This window comes from Paenibacillus dokdonensis, assembly GCF_004916975.1.
Lineage (GTDB): Bacteria > Bacillota > Bacilli > Paenibacillales > Paenibacillaceae > Paenibacillus_AQ > Paenibacillus_AQ dokdonensis.
In genome coordinates this window covers 1,799,885-1,821,450 of record NZ_STGQ01000001.1, presented here as the reverse complement: position 1 = coordinate 1,821,450, position 21,566 = coordinate 1,799,885, and the positions used below count along the sequence as shown (strand labels likewise).

21 protein-coding genes are annotated in these 21,566 nt (G+C 47.0%); 3 read left to right on the top strand and 18 right to left on the bottom strand.

What is annotated here, in order from left to right:
- Positions 1 to 80 precede the first annotated feature (80 nt).
- The 8 genes from E6W40_RS08500 to E6W40_RS08465 form a co-directional block, all read right to left on the bottom strand.
- Positions 81 to 2,276 (bottom strand): DEAD/DEAH box helicase, encoded by a 2,196-nt coding sequence (locus E6W40_RS08500; protein ID WP_136605090.1) that lies wholly within the window; start codon positions 2,274 to 2,276, stop codon positions 81 to 83.
- Entirely contained in the window at positions 2,273 to 3,598 is a 1,326-nt protein-coding gene (locus E6W40_RS08495) for an ATP-binding protein (RefSeq protein WP_136605089.1), read from the bottom strand. Before E6W40_RS08495 ends, E6W40_RS08500 begins: the two co-directional genes overlap by 4 nt.
- A gap of 5 nt (positions 3,599 to 3,603) precedes the next feature.
- Complete coding sequence (locus tag E6W40_RS08490; RefSeq protein ID WP_136605088.1) at positions 3,604 to 5,334, bottom strand: TerB N-terminal domain-containing protein; 1,731 nt, start codon at positions 5,332 to 5,334, stop codon at positions 3,604 to 3,606.
- 39 nt (positions 5,335 to 5,373) lie between these two features.
- Entirely contained in the window at positions 5,374 to 5,589 is a 216-nt protein-coding gene (locus E6W40_RS08485) for a GNAT family N-acetyltransferase (protein ID WP_136605087.1), read from the bottom strand.
- The gene (locus E6W40_RS08480) at positions 5,590 to 6,696 is read right to left on the bottom strand and encodes a DUF4179 domain-containing protein (RefSeq protein ID WP_136605086.1); all 1,107 of its coding nucleotides are present in this window, start codon (positions 6,694 to 6,696) and stop codon (positions 5,590 to 5,592) included. It lies immediately after the preceding gene.
- Positions 6,693 to 7,223 (bottom strand): sigma-70 family RNA polymerase sigma factor, encoded by a 531-nt coding sequence (locus tag E6W40_RS08475; RefSeq protein WP_425464940.1) that lies wholly within the window; start codon positions 7,221 to 7,223, stop codon positions 6,693 to 6,695. Before E6W40_RS08475 ends, E6W40_RS08480 begins: the two co-directional genes overlap by 4 nt.
- 160 nt (positions 7,224 to 7,383) lie before the next feature.
- Complete coding sequence (locus tag E6W40_RS08470; RefSeq protein WP_136605084.1) at positions 7,384 to 8,433, bottom strand: ABC transporter permease; 1,050 nt, start codon at positions 8,431 to 8,433, stop codon at positions 7,384 to 7,386.
- Positions 8,430 to 9,155, bottom strand: coding sequence for an ABC transporter ATP-binding protein (locus tag E6W40_RS08465; RefSeq protein ID WP_136605083.1), 726 nt, complete (start codon positions 9,153 to 9,155; stop codon positions 8,430 to 8,432). The genes E6W40_RS08470 and E6W40_RS08465 overlap by 4 nt, the downstream gene beginning before the upstream one ends.
- Before the next feature lie 156 nt (positions 9,156 to 9,311).
- Here E6W40_RS08465 and E6W40_RS08460 point away from each other — a divergent pair, with 156 nt between their 5' ends.
- Together E6W40_RS08460 and E6W40_RS08455 are read left to right on the top strand one after the other, a co-directional pair.
- A complete protein-coding gene (locus E6W40_RS08460; protein ID WP_136605082.1) occupies positions 9,312 to 9,950 on the top strand; it encodes a TetR/AcrR family transcriptional regulator in 639 nt (212 codons plus the stop codon).
- A 36-nt stretch (positions 9,951 to 9,986) separates the two neighbouring features.
- Positions 9,987 to 10,592 (top strand): class I SAM-dependent methyltransferase, encoded by a 606-nt coding sequence (locus E6W40_RS08455; RefSeq protein ID WP_136605081.1) that lies wholly within the window; start codon positions 9,987 to 9,989, stop codon positions 10,590 to 10,592.
- A gap of 82 nt (positions 10,593 to 10,674) precedes the next feature.
- On the opposite strand, the gene rbsB is transcribed toward E6W40_RS08455, so the two are convergent.
- The 9 genes from rbsB to E6W40_RS08415 all read right to left on the bottom strand — a co-directional run bounded on the left by rbsB (position 10,675) and on the right by E6W40_RS08415 (position 18,453).
- A complete protein-coding gene (gene rbsB / locus E6W40_RS08450; RefSeq protein ID WP_136605080.1) occupies positions 10,675 to 11,592 on the bottom strand; it encodes a ribose ABC transporter substrate-binding protein RbsB in 918 nt (305 codons plus the stop codon).
- A 13-nt stretch (positions 11,593 to 11,605) separates the two neighbouring features.
- Positions 11,606 to 12,574, bottom strand: coding sequence for a ribose ABC transporter permease RbsC (rbsC, locus tag E6W40_RS08445; RefSeq protein WP_136605079.1), 969 nt, complete (start codon positions 12,572 to 12,574; stop codon positions 11,606 to 11,608).
- 1 nt (position 12,575) lies between these two features.
- Positions 12,576 to 14,057, bottom strand: a complete 1,482-nt coding sequence (locus E6W40_RS08440) for a sugar ABC transporter ATP-binding protein (RefSeq protein ID WP_136605078.1) — start codon at positions 14,055 to 14,057, stop codon at positions 12,576 to 12,578.
- Positions 14,058 to 14,204: 147 nt separating this feature from the next.
- Positions 14,205 to 14,375, bottom strand: a complete 171-nt coding sequence (locus tag E6W40_RS29410; RefSeq protein ID WP_168928858.1) for a hypothetical protein — start codon at positions 14,373 to 14,375, stop codon at positions 14,205 to 14,207.
- A gap of 31 nt (positions 14,376 to 14,406) precedes the next feature.
- Positions 14,407 to 14,805, bottom strand: a complete 399-nt coding sequence (gene rbsD / locus E6W40_RS08435; RefSeq protein WP_136605077.1) for a D-ribose pyranase — start codon at positions 14,803 to 14,805, stop codon at positions 14,407 to 14,409.
- Between the two features lies 1 nt (position 14,806).
- Positions 14,807 to 15,685 (bottom strand): ribokinase, encoded by an 879-nt coding sequence (gene rbsK, locus E6W40_RS08430; protein WP_136605076.1) that lies wholly within the window; start codon positions 15,683 to 15,685, stop codon positions 14,807 to 14,809.
- Positions 15,678 to 16,670, bottom strand: coding sequence for a LacI family DNA-binding transcriptional regulator (locus E6W40_RS08425; protein ID WP_136605075.1), 993 nt, complete (start codon positions 16,668 to 16,670; stop codon positions 15,678 to 15,680). Before E6W40_RS08425 ends, rbsK begins: the two co-directional genes overlap by 8 nt.
- Before the next feature lie 192 nt (positions 16,671 to 16,862).
- Positions 16,863 to 17,927, bottom strand: coding sequence for a DUF4179 domain-containing protein (locus tag E6W40_RS08420; protein ID WP_136605074.1), 1,065 nt, complete (start codon positions 17,925 to 17,927; stop codon positions 16,863 to 16,865).
- Positions 17,914 to 18,453: a sigma-70 family RNA polymerase sigma factor gene (locus E6W40_RS08415; protein WP_246072921.1), complete on the bottom strand. Its 540-nt coding sequence runs from the start codon at positions 18,451 to 18,453 to the stop codon at positions 17,914 to 17,916. Before E6W40_RS08415 ends, E6W40_RS08420 begins: the two co-directional genes overlap by 14 nt.
- Positions 18,454 to 18,834: 381 nt before the next feature.
- Here E6W40_RS08415 and E6W40_RS08410 point away from each other — a divergent pair, with 381 nt between their 5' ends.
- The gene (locus E6W40_RS08410; RefSeq protein WP_168928857.1) at positions 18,835 to 19,266 is read left to right on the top strand and encodes a hypothetical protein; all 432 of its coding nucleotides are present in this window, start codon (positions 18,835 to 18,837) and stop codon (positions 19,264 to 19,266) included.
- A gap of 92 nt (positions 19,267 to 19,358) precedes the next feature.
- Here E6W40_RS08410 and E6W40_RS08405 read toward each other — a convergent pair whose 3' ends face one another.
- Complete coding sequence (locus tag E6W40_RS08405) at positions 19,359 to 21,557, bottom strand: hypothetical protein (protein ID WP_246072920.1); 2,199 nt, start codon at positions 21,555 to 21,557, stop codon at positions 19,359 to 19,361.
- Positions 21,558 to 21,566: the final 9 nt, after the last annotated feature.

The following is a 21,566-nucleotide window of genomic DNA, read 5'->3' as shown; positions in this document are numbered from 1 at the left end:
TTTTAAGGGTTATATGGATAACAAAAATTAAAATGAGCCGAATTCGTTAATTACGAATTCGGCTCTTTAAACGGATTGCACTACAGGCGACTCAAGCCCTGCTTGAGCCCCTCTACATCCAGGCCATCCACGGCAAAAGCCTGCCGAACAAGCTCCGGCGCGACAAATTCATCATACTTCCCGAGATAAGGTGCCTCATCCGGTCCAAGCAGCGATGAAGGATCGGTGCAATCTGCAGTTTCCTGCATAATTTGCTCTAGCAGCACTTGGCTGTCGGCTTTACCCGCAACGACAAAATAATAAGGCTCCATCGGTACAATGGAACGTAGCGACAGCCGCTGCGAAAGATTATTCTTGAGCATCCGTTCCAGCGTCCTGAACTGCTTGCTCCCCACCCACGGTAAAATGAACATCGAATCTCCGCCTGCGGGAATAACGACCGATTTTAAAAGCCCGCTTTCTCTGGCCAATCTGCGAGCCCGCTCCAACCGGTTAACGGCTTGAGGAGAGAGGTATGAGTAAATGGTATGCTCAGCGAGAACTTCGCGCATTTTCCGAACCACCAGCGTATGAACATCTCCGCCTGCACCAAGCCACAGCGTATCAACCTTCCCCAGCGCTGCTTTGACATAAACCGCCTTATGCTTGGTATCTACTTCCGTAACCTTCCACAGCTTTCCGGCCAATGAAAAGCAATATCCCGGCGGAGGAACCGTGGTGATCGACCCGATTTCTTCCGAGCCGTTGTATACGGCATGCTCTTCATCATCCTTGAAAACGGCATAAAAGCGGAAGTTGTTCACGATCTTCTCGCCTGTTAAGCCGATAATGAGACTTTGCTGCTCCGTCCACTGAACATGGTCCGTTTGCAGCAGATAATTCAGGAAAACCTTGTACGTGTCCGAAGAGATTTCACTGAAAGAAGGTAATGACAGCACATCGGATGCCAGCTCCGCAGGCGTTGCTTCACCCCTACTCTTCAGAATGCTCATCGTCTGGTGATATAACAGACCGATTGGCATCTGCCTGATATCCAGCGGCTCCACCCAACGGTCCCGCACATACAGCTCGATGACCGCGATCGCCCGCAGCAGCGTCCAGGGCATGCGTGCCGGCAGCATGGCATCTTCGTCCTCTTCTTCCGGACAGACAAACAGCATTTCCGAAGGAGCATCATTCCGTCTGCCCGATCGGCCAAGCCTCTGCACGAAACTGGATGCGCTATAGGGTGCTCCAAGTTGAACGACGCGTTCTAATTCCCCGAGATCGATACCCAGCTCCAGCGTTAACGTTGCAGCGGCAACGGCCGGGCCAGGGCCGTTCTTCAGAGCTGCTTCCGCTTCTTCGCGCAGCATCGCCGAAATACTGCCGTGATGCACATGAAACACATCCGGCTGATGCCGGTGCGCCGCTACTCTACGCAGTTCAAGCGTCGTCAGTTCCGCATCGGAACGGCTGTTGGTGAAGACTAGCGCTTTCTTGAGATGCGTACTGTCGTATACGAAGTCATAATAAGCCTTGCGCGCATTTTGCAAATGTTCTGCCTGCTCTTCATCTCGTGCATCCGGAAATGAAAAATGCTCCACGCGCAGCCGCAGCTTACGTCCACCTGGCACAGATATATCTTCAACCGGCTGCTTGCTTCCTGCACCAAGCCATGCCTTGGCTGCGCCATAGTCACTTAATGTCGCTGATAATCCCACACGCCTTGGAGAGCAGCCTGTCATACGTTCAATCCGGGCGATTTGACTCAGCACTTGGATCCCCCGGTCTGCCCCCATGAAAGCATGAACTTCATCAATAATGATATATCTGAGATCATGAAATAGCGCTGGAATCGCATTGGGGCGGTTCATTAGCAGGCCTTCCAGGGATTCAGGCGTAATTTGGAGCACTCCTGAAGGATTCCGCATCAGCTTGTTTTTTTCGGTTTGCGATACATCCCCATGCCAATGCCACACTGGAATATTTCCATCCTTAAGCAGCTCTTTAATCCGTTCAAACTGATCGTTAATCAGCGCCTTAAGCGGACCGATGTATAGAATTCCCACCGTTGCGGAGGGACGTTCGTGCAGCTCCGTCAAGGCAGGGAAAAATGCGGCTTCCGTTTTACCGGATGCGGTTCCCGCAGCAATGAGCATATGATGGGGAGAATCCATGCAGATTTTGAGAGCTTCCACCTGGGCAGGACGCAGGGCATCCCATCTTTTCCGGTAAATGAATTCTTGAATAAACGGAGCCAGACGGTAAAAAAGCTGATTGTCAGCGCTGCTCATAATTCAAACTCCGCCAGAAAATCATCCACATCATCCTGCTCCTTGCCGGCTGACGCCGGTGAAGCCATACGCTCACCCAGCAGCTGGCTGAAGGATGCTTCCGGATTCTGATGCAGCGTATGCAGCAAATCCATAAAATCCCTTACGATCTCACGAGGGGTAAGCAGTTCATCCGCTCCCATCCGTCCGACAGCCGTTTCCATAAACTGAATCAAATCCTCATCGTTCAATGATGGCGTATAGCCAAAATGGAGCCCGTGAATCTGCAGCAGCTTTTGCAGCAGAATCAGTATCTCTTCATGTGACAGCATCTCCAGCTTTAAAATGGGCCCCGTGTAATTACGATATCCATTCCCAGCATAACGCCCCTCCACGAGCCGTGAGCGCAATGCCTCGTAGCTGAATAATCCGCGCCGTTCATCTTCGACGAATTGGGGCGTACCTCCTAAGAATATTCCTAAATGCTCCGCTTTTCCCTGCATGGTATCATTAAACATTGTAAGCAGCTTCTCGTAATTGCTTGTCCGGGATATACTGTTTGATATTTTATATAAATTGACACCTTCATCAATAAAGAGAAGCAGACCCTTGTATCCGATCTTCGCCACAAATTCCGACCACAGCTTCATGTAGTCGTACCAATTATCATCATCAATGATGACTCCGACATCCAGCTCTTTTCTCGCTTCCGTCTTGTTCGGGAACTCTCCCCGCAGCCAGCGCAAAGCTGCCTGTTTCTTATCGTCTTCCCCAAGCTTGTAACCGTTCCAATACGCTGCCAGCACCCGCGCAAAATCAAAACCGTGCACCAAATTCTGCATCTCGGAAGTGACCGCAAAGATCCGCTGCTCCACTTCCTGACTTAATGCGGGGTCGCCCGCGCGCAAATCACATTCCTTCATAGCTTCCTGCTGAATCGTGGATATCCACTTTTGCAAAATAGCCTCAAGGGCCCCACCATCCGGACGGGTACGTGTAGATAAATGGGTCATGAGCTCACGATAGGTTCCCAATCCCTGCCCCTTGGTCCCGACCAGCCTGCGTTCAGGCGATAAGTCCGCGTCAGCCGTAACAAAATCACGGTCCAGCGCGTAGTTGCGAATCGTTTGCAGCAGGAAGCTCTTACCGCTGCCATACCGTCCTGTAATAAGCTTCATAGCCGCTCCGCCTTCAGCGATATTCTCCATATCACGCAGAATTGCCTCAACTTCCGGCTTCCGGCCGACGGCAATGTGCTCTAATCCGATTCGCGGCACAACGCCTGCCGTCAAAGAATTGACAAGTGCCGTCGTCAGGCGCTTTGGAATTTTCAGATCCGTCAAACCTCTCACCTCTTCAGTGTTTCAAAATAATCGATATATTCTTCCGTTATGCTCTCTCCATCGATCACCAGGTCACCAATCGTTTCCATAGCGGCCTGGTTAATCTCATCCAGCAGCAGCGCTGGCATGGTTCCATATTGTTCAGCGATCAGATCAAGCTCTGTGGATGATAACTGAGTTTTTAATGCAAATAGCGTATCCAAATGAGCTTGTTTCAGCTGCCCGGCGAACTGGATCCAATCTTCATCCATATCTGCCGTATCCCAAACTACAGTCTGACCTGCTGCCTGAATTTCAATTTCATGGGGCACTACAGAATGGGTTGTATCTTGTATATCTGCGAGCGGAGCATCAGATGTTGTGCCTACGATGCCTTCCAGGTCCTGAACAGGTGCCTCGGAACGCAATTCCACATCTTGTTCAGACTCATCCCATTCCTCCAGCGTAAGCATGCTTCGCACATCTTCACTATCCCTTTGCAGCTCAGCCAATCGGTCAGGATTAATAGATATCACGGGCTTGGAAGACTTTTCGGGTGCAAACTCTTTTTCCAAAAACCGTTGAATCAGTGTTTCCGTCTCGCTTTTCAGCGTCACGCCCCGTAAGCGGCCTTTAAAATGCTGAAGCTCTCTCAGCTTGTTTTCTGTGCAGCGCAAAAGCTGCGTGATGTAATAACGAAGCGGCGGACATTTCCGCAGGTGTGAAATTTGCAGGGTATATGTTCTCCCATACAACGAAGCATCATAGATGGCATTGCGGAATAAGTACCGCTGGGTAGCTTTACCATTCCCCTTGTAAAAGGTATTAACCAGCTTTTTACCGGTTGTTTTTTGTAAAAAAGAGTCAACGAGAGCTACAACTTTGGGTACATACTCCTCCAAAAGCGTACTCCCGCCTTCCAAATAAAACTTACTCCGCTGCATATCGTAATCAGAGAGTGTTAGAATCATCTCAAAGCTAAGTGAGGTTGGATGATCCGAGAATAATCTCATCAGCTCCATATCGAACAACTCGCCTGTCTGGGAAGCCGAGGAACGCGAGAGGATATCGATCATCGGGATGTCGAGCTGGTGGACAAGTACAAAATCGCAAATCCAATCCGCCATATATCCGTTCAGCTTTGGATACCTTTTCGCATACCCGTCCCAGATCCGTATCATCAGGTCGTATCCCTGCTTGGGATGCTCCCAGCCGACGCCATGAATCAGCTCATACAGATAAACGAAAATATAGGACAGGTCCGTAAAAAGATACTGCCCGCCTCTGACTTCACTTCTCCAATAAAAATACCAGCTGAGCTGCGATTCATTCATTTGCTCATAGATTGGCCAATAGCTCATGAACGGAACAAAGGATACTTGCTCACCTGTCCGATTCGCCAGAACCTTAGCCTGCTGCATAAACTGCTGTTCTCTCGTCAGGGCATTCACAAATGGAATGGATGCCTCAGCAGGACGCTCTTTCCGCTCCGGAATGCTCATTTCCTGTAAGGAACAGCTGCTATGCTCCGTATCATCACTTATATCAATTTCCGCAAAGTCCAGAGACTTATTATACGAATTCATGGAACTATGCATCACCATTTCATAGAATATTTGTTCTGTTTTTTCATTATAATACAAATCGCCTGCAGGTGTAATTGTTTCAGGCTGATCCTGCTCCACAAGATGAGAAAACCGCGCAGGGTGCGGCATTCTCTCATCATATCTTCGGCTTATCATAATCATCTGTTCCATAAAAAGGTAAAACCACTCCTGTGGAGTGGTTTTACCTCTCTAATCTAATGGCTGCTCTAGACAGCTCTTATAAAAATATACCAGGTTGGCCTTGAGCTCCTGTTCCCTCTCAAACCCGAGTTTCTCCATCAAGCGAATGGACCTTATGTTCTCCGGCTCCACAGTAGCATCGATTTTCGTCAAATCCATCTTTTCAAATCCAAAACGGATGATTGCTTGAATCGCTTCCAGCATATATCCTTTTGCACTGTCCATCTACTTCACCTGCACGGTAAACTCAAGCTCAGGGATGTAATTTTTCTGCCGTGTTTTTGTTACATAAACATAGGGTTTAACCGTAACGAACTTAGGTATGGCAGCAAAAGGCTCATAACTGGTTGTGTATGAATAATGATCTTCCTCTCCAGAACCACTGGCTCCAATACTCTTCTGCAGAACACCTTGATCGTCTGTTAGATCATAGTCAATTTGAATAAAATCCGTTATTTTATACTTTTCCGGAATCGCATTTGCTATGTCTCTAAGGTTCTGACCCTTTTCACCTGTAATCTCCATATCCAGTCTCGTGGTTACCGGTGTTATTTCCAGCTTAGCAACTTTCATGTGGATATAGTCAAATATCTTCATTTCCGCAGGAGTAATGACTACATTCCCGTCCTTTACTTTCTTTACCGGAAGTTTAAACTCGAATGGCTCCGGTACATCATCAAGTTTAACAAGCATCTTCAGTTCAAATTCGTCCGGAATATGCAGATTAGGAGAATTCAGAGCCGTGACAATGATTGCATTCGGTGCTTCCCCACCTCCGGACGCTAAGGACATTCCTGTATTTACCCATGAACCATTAACATAAAATTCGATGTTGTTTAAACCAAGCGTTGAACTCCGAATCCAATCCCTTCCAGAACCGGATGTTTTTTTAACCGGAAGCTTATCACGGTTCAGCACCAGATTTAATCGGCTTCCATCGTACATCACTTCTGACAAACTGATGGTAACTCCATTATGGGTTATATTTTGATTCGCATTTGTCGTAAATCCTTCCTCACTGGCTTTTTGCAATCCGCGGTCCCCGGCCTGCTTAAACACACTTTCAATAAAAGGAATTTGCTTCAGAGCCTGCGCCATAACCGGCGATACAAATCCGGATCCGATTAAAAGTACTCCAGCGGCCGCTGCTCCCAACGTAATCAGAAGTGACCTCCGAACCCAGCGCTTTCTTCTCCGTTCTTCCGCTTTCATCGGTTGAATGTCATCCAGCATCAAAAAAGTCTCGTCCAAACGCATGCGAATGGTGTGCGGCAGCTCTTGAACCGGTTCTTCTGTCAGCAGTAAAAGATCTTCATGATCTATAGCCTTCACAGCCTTACCTCCCTTGCTACAGGTTCCTTAAGCCAATGGGTCAGCCTTATCCTGGCACGATAAAGCCTTGTCTTCACCGTACTCTCGGACAGCTCCAATATGTCGGCAATTTGCCGTATGGGCATATCCTGAAAGTAATGCAAAATCACAATCGTTCGCTGAGCTTCTTCTAACCGATAGACCGCTTCACGGAGATCCATATGTTCATCCGATGCCTTGGGGAAAAAGACCGCTTCAGGCGGTTCGGCCATGGATACGGTTTTTGACTTTTTACGAAGCAGCGTATTGCATTCATTAATGAGAATCCGACATATCCAAGTTTTGAAATAGGCAGGATTTCTCAGGGTTGGAAGTGACTTATAGGCTTTTAAAATCGTTTCCTGCATCGCATCGGCACAGTCCTCATCTTTCTTCACAATCGCTCTGGCGATGTTGTACATTCGAACTTCCATCTTCTTAATCAGTGCTATAAAAGCATCCTTATTCCCTTGTTGTGCACGCTTAACTTCAGCCTCCAGAAAATCTATATTCAAACGGGGCGTCCCCCTTTCAATTATTCATCACATAGATTAGACGATGCACCCCATTCGCAGGTCACAAAAAAAAAAGAGCAGTCTCTGCTCTATTTCATATACCTCTTTATATCATTCGTTACGATGTAAGACAAAATGGTGTTTGCGGTGGGTATTAGAGCTTGCGATATTTTTTCAGAGCCAAAATATTGAGTACGATAAACAGTGCAGCAAACAGCACCAGCACGCCAAGATCCAGTGCAATATCACCAAACCCCAGTCCTTTATACATCACATCTTTGAGAGCATCTGCACCATAGTATAACGGCATAATTCTGGCAATGACTTGCACCCAGGCGGCCATATGGTCAAGCGGGAATATTCCGGCAAAAAAGATTTGCGGGATAATGACAATCGGGATGAACTGTACCATCTGAAACTCGGAGGAAGCAAACGTCGATAACAGGATTCCCAGGGAAAGTGCCACGAAAGCGAGCAGCAGATTGGTTAGCAGAACATACCAGATGGATCCGGCCATATTCATTCCGAGTACCATCGTAGCGTATATAACGATAATAACCGTTTGGATAAATGCAAAGATACCATACCCGACCAAATAGCCAATGATCACTTCGCCTCTGCGCACGGGTGTTGACATCAGTCGTTCCATCGTTCCGGTGGTGCGCTCCCTGAGGAGACCGATGCCTGAGATCAGGAAGACGAAGAAAAAGACAAAGAAGCCGATTAAGATAGGACTTAATGTATCGAAATAAGTTGTGTCGGCGCTGCCATATACATAATCCGTCGTGAATGTAAGATTTGGTGCAGCATTGCCCTGATTCTGACTGAAATTGCTGATGGCTGCCGCCGCTTGGCTGATTTTCATTTGAAGAGCTTTCGATTGGGACGGGTCGCTGTTTTTTAGAATAAGATGTATCTTGGAATCTTGCATTTCAAGCAACGCATCGAGATGCTCGTTTACCAAAATATCTTTATCTGCTTTTTCATATGAAATAACTTCCATTCCCTGCTGCTGCATCATTTCTACGATTTTGGGATTCAGGTTTACAGCGCCAATTTTTGCATCTGCCGCATTGCCGGTGTGATTGAACAAGTAGTACATTAATGAGAGCACTAGCAAAGGTGCAAGGAATAACAAAGCCAGTGTTCTTTTGTCCCGCAGCAGCTGCTCACAGATTCTGCGGATGAGCGCTCGTATTCTCATGATTGTTGGCCTCCCGCCTGCAGGAATACGTCTTCCAGGCTTTCAACCTGGTACTGCCTTTTTAACTGTTCCGGCGAACCGCTGGTTAATATCCTGCCTTCACGCACCATGGCCAGCATATCGCATTTATCCGCTTCATCCATGACATGCGTCGTAACAATAATCGTCTTGTGTTCGGAATTCTTCAGCCTCGTTAATTCATTCCAAATCGACTGTCTGAGCTCCGGGTCAATTCCGACGGTTGGCTCATCGAGAATCAGTACAGACGGGTCATGAATCAGGGCAATCGCCAGTGATAATCTGCGCTTCATACCACCCGAATAAGCCGATACCTTTTTGCCAAGCTCATGGGTGAGATTGACCAGGCCTGCCGCGTAGCTGATTCGCTGCTTCTGCTCCTCCCTGCCCATTTTAAACATAGATGCAAAAAACCTCAGATTCTCCCCACCCGTGAGTTCATTGTATAGTGCATCCGATTGAGCCATATAACCGATTTGCTGAAGCATGGACAGATTGGGCATTTTTGTATTCAACACTTCAATCAAGCCTTCATTGGGTGTATCCATGCCGACAATCATTTTCACAAGCGTCGTTTTCCCGGCTCCTGAAGGACCGATCATTCCGTAAATTTGCCCCTTCTCTATACTCAAATTCACCTCGGAGAGCACGGTTTTCTTTCCAAAACTTTTGCTGACCTGCTGAAGCTTTACGGTAGTTTCCATTTGGTTAACCTCCATAAGATAATAAACACAGCGTTGATTATCTTTCTCGCCTTTATTATAATCAATGCAGATTTCAACGACAATAAACAGAATCGTCGAATGTGATCATTAATCGGCGGCTTCAGAGAAAATATGGATGTAAAGGAGAGATCAGACATGGATCAGCCAACCGACCGGCGGGTTGTACGCACCAAAGCTGTCATTCGTCATGCGCTGACGGAATTGATCGAGGAAAAAGGATTTGAAGCCCTGACTGTAAAAGATATTACAACCAGAGCCGTTATTAACCGTGGAACTTTTTATCTCCATTACCGCGACAAATATGATCTTCTGCAGCAAAGCGAACAGGAGCTGATTGAAGGATTAATTGCGATCATCAGCACCATACGTCCATTTGATCTTGATTGGCATCTGTCCTTGGACAAACCCGTTCCGCAAATCGTAAACGTATTTGAATACATGAATGAGCATGCAGATTTTTTGAAGACCATACTTGGACCCAAAGGAGATCCGGCCTTCCATCCTTTGCTTAAATCCATGATGTGGAAGTATCTGTTCGAAAAAAATATCACGCCATTGATTAAAAAGGAGAATGCTCTCGTGCCCACGGAGTACCTTGTAGCCTATATCACCTCAGCGCATTTTGGCATCATTCAGGAATGGTTGATGCAAGGACGTAGGGAATCCCCGCACGACATTGCTCTGATCATGACTAAGCTCACCTTAAAAGGACCCTTATATGCCGCTGGCATTTTTAATGTAATGAAAGGTCCCGATTTGGGCAAAGAGGATTAACGCATTATAAAGAAAGAAGATGCAGGAGGTTGAACGTTGAATAAACAAAAATTGATTGAAAAGTTCGACAAGCAATCCGCAATATATGAAGAAAACACACGCAAACGTATGATGGGATCATGGCGAAAACGTCTCCTCGAAGGTGTACAGGGTGACGTACTTGAAATCGCTGTCGGTGCGGGAGCCAACTTCCCTTATTACGATATGGACCGGGTACGCCTAAGCGCCGCAGATTTCAGCCCGATGATGCTGCAGCGCGCACGGCGGATTGCGGATGAGCTGAACTTGCAGGTGACTCTGATCGAGAGTGACATTGAAACTCTCGATTTTCCGGCCCATTCCTTCGACAGCGTTGTCTCTACCCTGTCTTTATGCGGATATGATGATCCGAAGCAGGTTCTTCGTAATATTGGCCGCTGGTGTAAGCCGGGCGGACAAGTTTATCTTCTAGAGCATGGTCTTGGGAGAAACCCTTTTTTTAAGTCAGCCCAGCGGCTATTGAATCCGGCCGCACGAAAAATATCCGGCTGCAATTGGAATCGGGATATCGAGCAGATCGTACGAAATTCCGGACTCCAGATTGAACACATGGAACGGTACTGGAATGGCATGATTCATTTGATTTGGGCGCGATCCGTTTGAGAATAGAAAGACCTCCAACGATATTATCGTCAGAGGTCTATTCATGATTTTCACGCCAATAGAAATGTGACCAAACCTAATTTTATTCCTTCGTTACCAGCTTCAATGGAGCTGGAATAGATTTTTCTACCGTTTTGCCATGAAGTACATCATATGCGGCTTGAACTGCCATTTGTCCTATCAATTCAGGCTGCTGCGCCACGGTTGCAGTCAGCTTACCTGACTGGATCGACTTCAGGGCATCTTCGTTGCCGTCAAATCCGATAACCGGAATATCTTTACCGGAGCTTTTAATAGCTTCAATGGCACCGAGAGCCATTTCATCATTGTGCGCGAACACCGCTTGTACATCCGGATTCGCCTGCAGCAGATTTTCCATGACATTCAAACCTTTTGTACGGTCAAAATCCGCGGTTTGCTTGGCAATGACTTTCAAATCCTTGTCGGCGACTTCGTGGAAGCCTTTACCGCGTTCACGGGTAGCCGATGCCCCTGCAACGCCTTCAAGCTCAATCACTTTTCCGCCCTTGCCGATCATTTTTTCGATATATTCCGCTGCCATTTTACCGCCCTTCACGTTATCCGAAGCGACCAGTGCTTTGACATCTCCTTTATCCGAGGAACGGTCCAAGGTAATGACTGGAATACCCAAATTATTGGCCGATTGGACGACCGTCGAGATGGCTGCCGAATCGGTTGGATTGATAAGCAGTGCGTTTACGCCTTTTTGCATCAAATCATCCACGTCATTGCTTTGTTTGGCTGAATCATTTTGCGCATCGACTACAATCGTTTCAATGCCATGCTTTTTAGCTTCAGCGACAACGCCATCTTTCAGGGAAACGAAGAATGGATTGTTCAGTGTTGAAATGGACAGCCCGATTTTCATATTTTTAATATCCCCGCCTGTTTTCGGCTTGGCCCAGCTTGGCGGTTCCAGAGAACATCCCGTGGTTAAGATGAGCAGAAGCGCTGCCAATAAGAATGTTAGCTTTTTCATATGAGTCTCTCCCTTATGCAGATTTCTTCCGGTCAATAAGTACGGCGATGAGAATTACGATCCCCTTAACCACCATTTGATAGAAGGAGGATACACCGAGCAAATTCAGTCCGTTATTCAGAGTACCGATAATCAGCGCACCGATCAGAGTACCTACAATACGGCCGCGGCCGCCGGACAGGCTTGTACCGCCCAAGACAACAGCTGCGATCGCATCCAGTTCGTAAGAAGTACCGGCCGTTGGCTGCGCCGAGTTCAGACGCGATGTCAGGATGGCACCTGCCAATGCGGACAGCATGCCTGCCAGAGAATAAATCATAATTTTAGTCCGGGATACTTTAATACCGGAAACGATCGCTGCTTTTTCGTTGCCGCCGATCGCATATGTTTTACGTCCAAAGGATGTTTTGTGCAGAATCACCCACAGAATCGCAAATGTAATGATCATCGTAATCGCAGGTACCGGAATGCCGAGCTCATAGCCACGGCCAAACAGCTGGAATGTCATGCTGTCACCAAGACCCGTAATTGGATTACCGTCGGTGTATACGAGCGTCAAGCCTCTGAAAATGGTCATGGTTGCAAGCGTTGCGATAAAGGGTGCCATTTTACCTTTGGTGATCAGCAGACCATTAATCATACCCATTACGCCGCCAAGCAAGCAGCCGATGATGATGGACAGGATTGGATCAAAGCCTGCTACCATCATGTTCGCGACAAATGAACTCGACAGCGCCAGTATGGAACCGACGGATAAGTCGATGCCACCGGTCAAAATAACAAAGGTCATGCCAAACGCAATCAATGCGTTAATCGAAACCTGTCGCAGCAAATTGAGAATATTAAGCGGTTCCAAAAAGCTTGGATTCAGAACCGATACAATGATAATCAAAATAATCAGGCCGAGCAGCGGTCCTAACTTTTGTGTGATTTGCGAGACCTGAAAGCCTTTGGATGTTTTTGCTTCATTCATTGTTGTCATGTTACTGTCCCCCTGTAGCCAACGTCATTATTTTTTCCTGCGTCGCTTCATCTTTACTCAGTTGTCCCGTGATATGGCCTTCGTGAACAACAACGATGCGGTCACTCATGCCAAGCACTTCCGGTAATTCAGAGGATACCATGATGATGGCGACGCCGTGGCCTGTCAGCTCATTCATCAGCTGGTAAATCTCACGTTTGGCACCGACATCTACGCCCCGGGTTGGTTCATCCAGAATCAGAAGTCTTGGACCAATACCTACCCACTTGGCAATAACAACCTTCTGTTGATTACCACCCGATAAATTTCCGGCTGCGGTATCAGATGTATGGGTTTTAATTTGCAGCCGTTTGATCAGCGCATCCACGAACACTTTTTCTTTTTGCGATGAAATAATGCCTTTGGAAGTAAAGCCGCTGAGACTTGGGAGCACCATATTGTCCCGAACGGAAAAATCCAGAATCAAACCTTCATCCTTGCGGTCTTCCGTTATGAAACCAATTCCAAGCTTAACTGCATCAACCGGCTTTCTAATCACAGCTTTTTTCCCAAACATGCGAATCTCGCCGCTGTCCAGATGATCCAGACCAAATAGAGCTCTCATAATCTCCGTGCGTCCCGAGCCCATCAGACCTGAGAAGCCGACAATTTCACCGGAACGGACCTGAAAGCTTACATCTTCAAATAATCCTCTGCGCGAAGCATGCTCTACTTCAAGTACGACCTCTCCCGGATTCGGATTTCTTACCGGATAGCGCTCGGTCAGCTCTCTGCCGACCATTTTCTTAACGACCTCATCGAAATTGGTATGCGGAATTTCCTTCGTATCCACAGTCCGGCCATCCCGCATGACGGTGATCCGGTCACAGATCTCGAAAATCTCTTCCATCCGGTGAGAAATATAGACGATCGATACGCCTTCCTTTTTTAGGGACGTGATGACTTCGAACAGCTTCTGGATTTCCCTCTCCGTCAGTGCTGAAGTCGGTTCATCCATGATGATCACTTTGGTATCCGTAAGGAGTGCCTTGGCGATCTCAATCATCTGCTGCTGGCCTACCGAGCATTCGCCGGCTTCGCTGTTCAGCGGAATGTCGACGGAAAGCTTTTTGAACTGTTCTTTTGCGAGCGCCTTCATTTCCTTGGATTTCAGAATACCCCACGGTGAAGACATTTCCCTGCCGATAAACAGATTCTCAAGCACCGTCATATCCGGCCATACATTAAGCTCCTGATGGATAAAAGCGATGCCTTGAAGCTCTGCTTCCTTCGGACTTCCAAAATACGTTTCCTTGCCGTCGATGAGGATTGTTCCTTCATCCCTGGCATGCAGGCCTGTAAGTATATTCATTAAAGTGGACTTGCCGGCACCGTTCTCTCCCATCAGGGCATGTACTTCGCCTTCGCGCAGGTCAAAGTCAACGCCGGACAATACTTGGTTCGTACCGAAGGCTTTGTGTATTCCTTTCATTTGAATCTGCATAACGGTTCCTCCTAACAGTTTTGCGGAGCAATGCTCCTCTGATCGTTCTCCACAGCAAAATCTGACTTCGTAAGCAGATACTCAGTTTTGCGGAGCAATGCCCCTTGATCGTTCCCCACAGCAAAATCTGACTTCGTAAGCAGATACTCAGTTTTGCGGAGCAATGCTCCTCTGATCGTTCACCACAGCAAAATCTGACCTCGTAAGCAGATACTCAGTTTTGCGGAGCAGTGCTCCTTGATCGTTCTCCACAGCAAAATCTGACTTCGTAAGCAGATACTCAGTTTTGCGGAGCAATGCTCCTTGATCGTTCTCCACAGCAAAATCTGACCTCGTAAGCAGAAGCCTATTAACCAAAATAGACGCCAGCCTGTAAAATGATATTCGCAAAAGGTTTGGCTTCGCCTGTGCGAATCACGACTTTAGCCTTTTGGGTCCGCTGCTTGAACTCTTCATGAGGACAATGCTCAATAGCACACCCGTCGAATTTTTTCTCTATATAATGAAGTGCTTCCTGATTGTCTGTGCTCATCTCATTGGCAATGACGACCTTCTCAATCTCCATATCAGAGGCAATCGCATTGACCGTTTCTTCAAAACTTGGCGAACCCAGCGTGAGAGCCAAATCGATTTTGGCAACTCCCTCCGGTATAGGGAGTCCGACATCAGCAACTACGATCGTATCCGTATGGCCCAGATCGGCCAATACTTTGGAAATATGACTGTTTATAATCCCCTGTTTTTTCATCTCACATTTGCGCCTCCACTTCTTGACGTGTTGGCATGCCGCCCTGTGCCCCAAACTTCGTGACGGATAAGGATGCAGCGCGATTCGCAAAACGCACACTCTCAACAATCGGTTTGCCTTCAGCCAAGGCCACTGCAAATGCAGCATTGAATGTATCTCCGGCACCTGTCGTATCAACAGCTTCAACTTGATAAGAAGGGACGAGGACTTCACTTTCACCATCATAATAACGGACACCTTTACTTCCTTCCGTTACAAACAGCTTGTTCGGATACTTGCGAAGCGCTTCGGAAACACTCAGGTGTGAAAACAAGATTTCTGCTTCGTGCTCGTTCGGCGTGATATATGCAGCATTCTCAATAACCTCATCTTCTAATGAGCGAGCCGGCGCGGGATTAAGCAATAAAGGAATCCCAAGCTTTTGGCAAACTCTGCTAACATGAGTAACAGTGTCTTCCGGTATCTCCTGCTGGATCATAACCATATCCGCGCCACTATAAGCATCCATGGATTGTTCGATATAACCTGGTGTTACCTCATTATTGGCTGCTTTGATCACTACGATACTGTTATCACCCTCAGCTAATACAATATGAGCTGTTCCGCTCTCCATATGTGTAACCGGTTCCACATAGTCTGTAGAAACTTGATTGAATTTGAAATTGTTCAAAATAGCTTCACCAAAATGATCGTCTCCTACGCGTCCAACCATTGTTACGTCCGCTCCGAGTCGTGCTGCTGCAACCGCCTGGTTGGCTCCTTTGCCTCCAGGGACGGTTTTGAAGCTTTCTCCGAGAACCGTTTCACCGGCTCCCGGACGTTTCGATGATGTTACGACAAGATCTATTGAAGAGCTTCCTACCACAATAATTTTAGCCATGCTGCTGCTCCACCTTTCTGGTCGTTTCCCGTTCCGTAAACGTAACGGGCATTTGAATGGTATTATGTTCTATATTTTTATTGTCAATTAATTGAATAAGTAATCCAGCTGCCGCCCTGCCCATGTCGTAAGCAGGCTGTCTGATCGTCGTCAGAGACGGTGTCAACAAGCTGCTGAGCGGAATATCATCAAAGCCGATGATTTGCACATCTTCCGGCACCTTTTTTCCAAGCCTCAGTGCTTCATGCAGAACCGCTGTCGCCACGATATCATTGCTGGCAATCACGCCATCGGTATCAGGATGCTGCTCGAATAGTTCCTTTGCCCAGGTCCCCGCCTCTGTAAAGGAAAAAGAAGAGGTCACTATGATGTTATAAGTTATTCCTTGATCACTCAGTACATCCACCGCGCCTTGATAACGATCCTGTGCAGGCCGGATATGCTTGGGGCCTTGCATGACCGTAATCTGACGGCTCCCGCGGGCAATCATCTCATGTGCGGCAATTCTCCCGCCCTCACGCCCGTCTGCATATACCGATGGGCGATTATCCGCCGTCCGGTCGAGAAATACAACCGGAATGTTCAGCTTCCGGTATGTATCGGTATCCGGATGGTTCGTGGAGGCAATGACGCCAACCACGTTATTTTGCACAAACGTCTGGATGTATTCTTTTTCTTTCTTTATATTCTCATCACTATTGCCGAAGATAATCCGCAAATCGTTCTCCTGCATCTCATCCTCCACCCCGCGAGCAAGCTCGGGAAAGAAGGGGTTCGTGATATCCGGAAGCAGCAGGCCAATCAGCCTCGATTTGCGTTTATACAGAGATCTTGCGACCTCATTTGGCGTATAGTGCAGCTCACTGATAGCGGTTTCAACCTTCCTGCGGGTATCTTCATGTACATATCCTGTCTCATTCAGTACCCGTGAAACGGTCGCTACCGAAACCCCGGCATGCTTTGCTACATCTCTAATGGTTGCCATATCATGTTCTCTCCTCAATGTGGAACCGGTTACACATATAAAATACCACATGGAACTCATTTTGACAACAACGCTTTCAAAGTTATTTTATGGAAAGATCAAGAAACATGAAGCCGCACTTGGCCGGGGCTAGCATGGCTTCACGTCTTGTTTTATCGGTCGTCGCAAGTATTTCTTCGCAATTCTGTATGCTTACTTCACAGGAAATGACATCTCAAGTTCTGGTATAAAGGTTTTTTCTCCGGTTTGGTAATTATCAATAAAAGGCTTTATTGTGATTGAACTCGGAATCTTGGGTAAAGGGTCCAAATCCGTTGTCACGGCCATAAAATCGGTCCCCTTAATTCCGGTTCCAAAAGAAGATCCGGTGGTCACCACTTGATTGCCATCCTGATCCATCAACAGGTAACCAAAATGAGGCCCTCTCTCACTGAAATCTCTGACTCCATTATCCTCATGCATCGTCAATCGCGTCATGACGGGTGTAAATTCGATGCTTCCCAAGGCAATTTTGCATTTTTTCCATTCCTTGGCCGGATCATTGGATGTCACCACCCTGCTTGCGGTTTCATTCTTCTTTACGGGAATATCGAACAGAAACATTTCTTTCGACATATCGACCAGTCCAATTTTGAGATTCAGCGTAAACTGGTCCGGGAAGTTGTATTTTTTCCCGTCCTTGGAGCTGTATTCGGCATGGCTAATTGTAACGACCGTTGCAGAGGGCGCATTGGCACGGCCATAATTTTTCAAAGGACCACGGGACATCGTCATATCCACGGTCTCTCCGTTCACCTTACCGCTTATGCTGAAATCCCGGTTATTGAATTTATGGTCCGCAGTATCCTCTTCCAACACGAAATAAATACTCGATCCCGTATAGATCAGCTTCGTAATACGAATGGTAACACCATTTTTCGTGACACTTTGATTGATATCTTCGAGCATGCCTTTTTCTTCGGCAGTCTGAAGACCGATATGCTGAGTCAGCTTAAATAGATCGTGAATAAAAGGCAGCTCTTTCAAAGACTTGGCCATCGTGGGTGACACAAAAGCAGACGCCAGCAGAACAAGACATAGGATAAACACTGCTGCTGCAGTACCCCAGGCATATTTAAGCCCGCTTCTGCGTTTCACCCGCATAGACGGTAATTCTTTAAATGCCTCGTTCATCTTTCTTTCAACGATTTCTGGCAGTTCATCGGATGGAATCCATGCAATTTGCTTCAGCTCGGTTTCAAAATCATTCGGATTCATGAGCCACCCTCCTTTCCGGTGATTCACCAAGAATGTGCAAAAGCTGCTGGCGTGCCCTATAAAGGCGTCCCTTCACAGCTCCCTCCTTAATTCCCAGCACTTCACCGATGGAACGCATAGACATATCCTGAAAATAAAATAAATGGACAACCATTCGAAGCGATTCGTCAAGCTCTTCTACGGCTTCTCTAATCGCAATGGCTTCATATTCCGTTTCCAGCTTATGCTTTGCAATATGATCAAAGTTCTCAACAGGAACCAGCCTCGACTTGTTTCTGAGTAGCTGATTGCATTCGTTAATTAATATCCGGAATATCCAGCTCTGAAAATACTCAGGCTTCTTAAGTGTATGCAGTGATTTATAAGCCTTGAGAATCGTCTCCTGCATGGCGTCGGCACAATCATCATTACTGCGGAGTATAGAAAAAGCCAATCCGTACATCTTCATTTTCATGCTAAGCACAATCCGTGTAAATGCCTCGTGATCCCCTTTCCTGGCTTTTTTCACTTCCTGTTTGATATCCACACGTCACGGTCTCCTTCTGTTATTATTCATTACGAGTTATGAAAGCTTATACTTTAGATGTCGGCCCGATGTAAAAGGTTATATAAAAATGAATAATATTTGAAGATATTTGTAATCTCCCAAAAGAAAAATGATCCGGAGTCTATTGAATATGACAATGAAGTCATAACTTCTTTGTTCGATCGGACGTTTATTAGAGTATATAGATTGGCCAACAAAAAGAGAAAACCTATAAAATGATGCACTTTTAAAATCGAGGTGATTAGTATTTACAGACATGCAGGATGGATAGGGTTATTAATAGCTCTTGCCGTGCTTGCGGGCTGCAGCTCCAAGCAAGAAACAAAAATAGACTATGGGAAACCAACCAATAGCACGAGTATGGGGATCACTGACGAAGGGCTCAAATGGGATATCGACAAATCTGCCCCCTCCTATGATGACACCATCGGGAGAGTTTCCTTTAAAGTAAAAGAAATTAAGTCCCCTTTTCCTCCATCACATAAAGCAGCAAGTATCATCAAAGCCCCGTTTGACATGATCCAACTCACATATGCCAGTCTGGAGCAAGGCCGGCAGCTGATTTTGGTTGAAAGTAATTCACAGGATACATCCGAGCCCGAAGGTAAATCCGGTCCCAAGCTCAGCAACGGAGCTCCAACATGGATTCAAAGTGACTCACAGATGAGCGCGCTTTACTGGAAGCAGGACGGTTTGACTTTTCTGCTGATGTCCAACCAAGTGAAGAACAAAAAATTCATCCCCCTGTATGATGAGGATGAGCTGGCGATCATCGCTAATAGCATATATTAAACCCATGGGATCAATCGAAAGACATGTCCATTAAATATCAATCCGCACAAAAAAGCCCGTTACCCGGGATGAATCGGATAACGGACTTTTTCTTATTCCCATTCTAATTTGAAACAGTTGCCTTGCGGGCCACCTGGATACTTCAGAAAAACTGTCCTTGTATCCTCATCATATTCAAAGTCTATGGATGCTTGATCAACATATACATGAAGCGGCGGATGCGGAACCCATAGCCGGGTGCTGATTGTAATTCCTTCCGGAGATTCAGAAATCCAGGCATAGCTTTTTTCAGAATGTTCCTCATTCCTGATTCTTGATGAAGTGGCAAGAATACGCGGCTCATTCGAATTTCCGCTGAGAAAGCTCAAATCATAGAGAAGCGCATTGTCATTCGGCTTAAGCTCCACTCTCTTCCGCACCGGTAAGCTTGCGTCAAACAGCTGGATGAATGAGCCTTCAAGAACAACACTGCTGTCCGAATGTATAGAAGGCGTTTCGTCCAGAACATGAACAATGCGATAGGGACCACGCTGAATTTCAAGGATTCGATTCCCCTTGAAATCATCCGCTTCATCCCGGACCATTAGCGCCTGCCTAACACTGTCTATAACCAATTGGGCTCCTTCAGATGTTTCTGCTAAAGATGCCGGATCCTTCCTGTGCAGAATAATAGCTCCTGCCTCTACAGAATGAACCCCTTCCTCAGGAGTACGTCCAAGTCCAAGAGACTCGAAAAGATGCTCCTCCGGACGATTGTATGCGCCGCGCTTCGATTCCCGGTTCCACCATTCCCTGACTTGATGATAAGGGTCGCCCCCATCGCCAATATAGATAAGGACGCCGCCTTCTCTGACCCATTGTCCAATAACCTGATGAATGCCGGGATGCTCCGGCTTCATGAACTCATAGCTCAGCAATAGGACCCTATAATCATCGAGGTAACCAGGGAAATTCAATATATTATCATATTGAAGTGGCCGCAGCGGGATTCCATTTTTGAGCAGTGGCATTGCCATTCCATAGAATGGCGACCAGTCCAGCAGCTTCCGTTCTTCCGTCCCCATCTTCTCATCCGATTCCGTTCCATCATACCTGGCGCTGGAATCAGGCTCTACTCCGGGAATTTCCACGGTCCCCCGCTGGTACATCGCTGAATTGGCAAGACATAGTCCAATTCCCGATGTGGAAGGGAGATCTAGCTGATTAGCATCATACTGATGCATCTCCCCAAGCATATGCATGATGGTTAACAGCTGGGTGGCATACTGTGACGGAATCTTTTCTTTTCCATCCCCGTCTTCTTTCGGATATCTTCCTTCAAAGACACGATGCGGCCAAGGGCAGACCTCATATTGGCTTACACCCGGATGAAGTAATGAAGCCGTCACCGTCGCCAAATAGTTCTGTTCATAATCGGCCCAGGTGTGGGCAGGATTATCTTCAATCGGATCATGAAGGAACCACATTTCCCGCCCCGTTCCCCGGGTTAGCTCTTGCATCATTCCATATTCCAGATATGCTGTTTCAAACGTCCGTTCCCGGCGAACACCTTGGTACACATTTGGTGTTCGGCTCGTTCCCGTCCAAATCTGGGCGATGAAGCCATCACAAGCCGGCATGGAAGCAAATAACGCCTCTGGACTAATGATTCTCCACTGGGTGTAATTGATCAGACTATGCGTTGGAATATAAAAGCGAACCGTTCTGCCATATGTGGTAAGTGAATACTCCTTCATTTCGCTGCATATCCGATCCATTGCCCGGTAATACATTGCTGCTTTCAGCTTGGAAGCCCGATACTGTGCATCATGTGTAGCATGGGGTGGGCACCATTCTTCTCCATAGTAGTTGAGCCACTCCCGCTTAAAAGCATCCGAATATCCGGACACTGCCCAGAATTCGGGCTCTTCCATGTGAATGGCTTCTACACCGGCATCTATTGCCCTTTTGATGTGGGAAGACAGATACCCTGCAAAAGACAAAGTCGGAACCATATATGGCACATCCTCATTATGAAGCAAATGTCCTCCGTTTCGGTCCATTTGAGCTTCATCCCAATGATTCCGTCCATCATACCTGCCATAGAGATAATCCTGGTATTCTCCCCATGACACCCCTGTCATCAAATGGACCGTATAACCGGCCTTTTTCCATCCTTCAATGCGCTCAGGCAGATCATCAGTAATTCCGTATACCATGACAAAATCCGTACGCAGATCATAAGTCGGTCCATAGGGCTTCGCTTCCTGAAACCCCGTCCATTCCGGAGCAGCTTTCTTCTTACGGCTCACTTGAATATT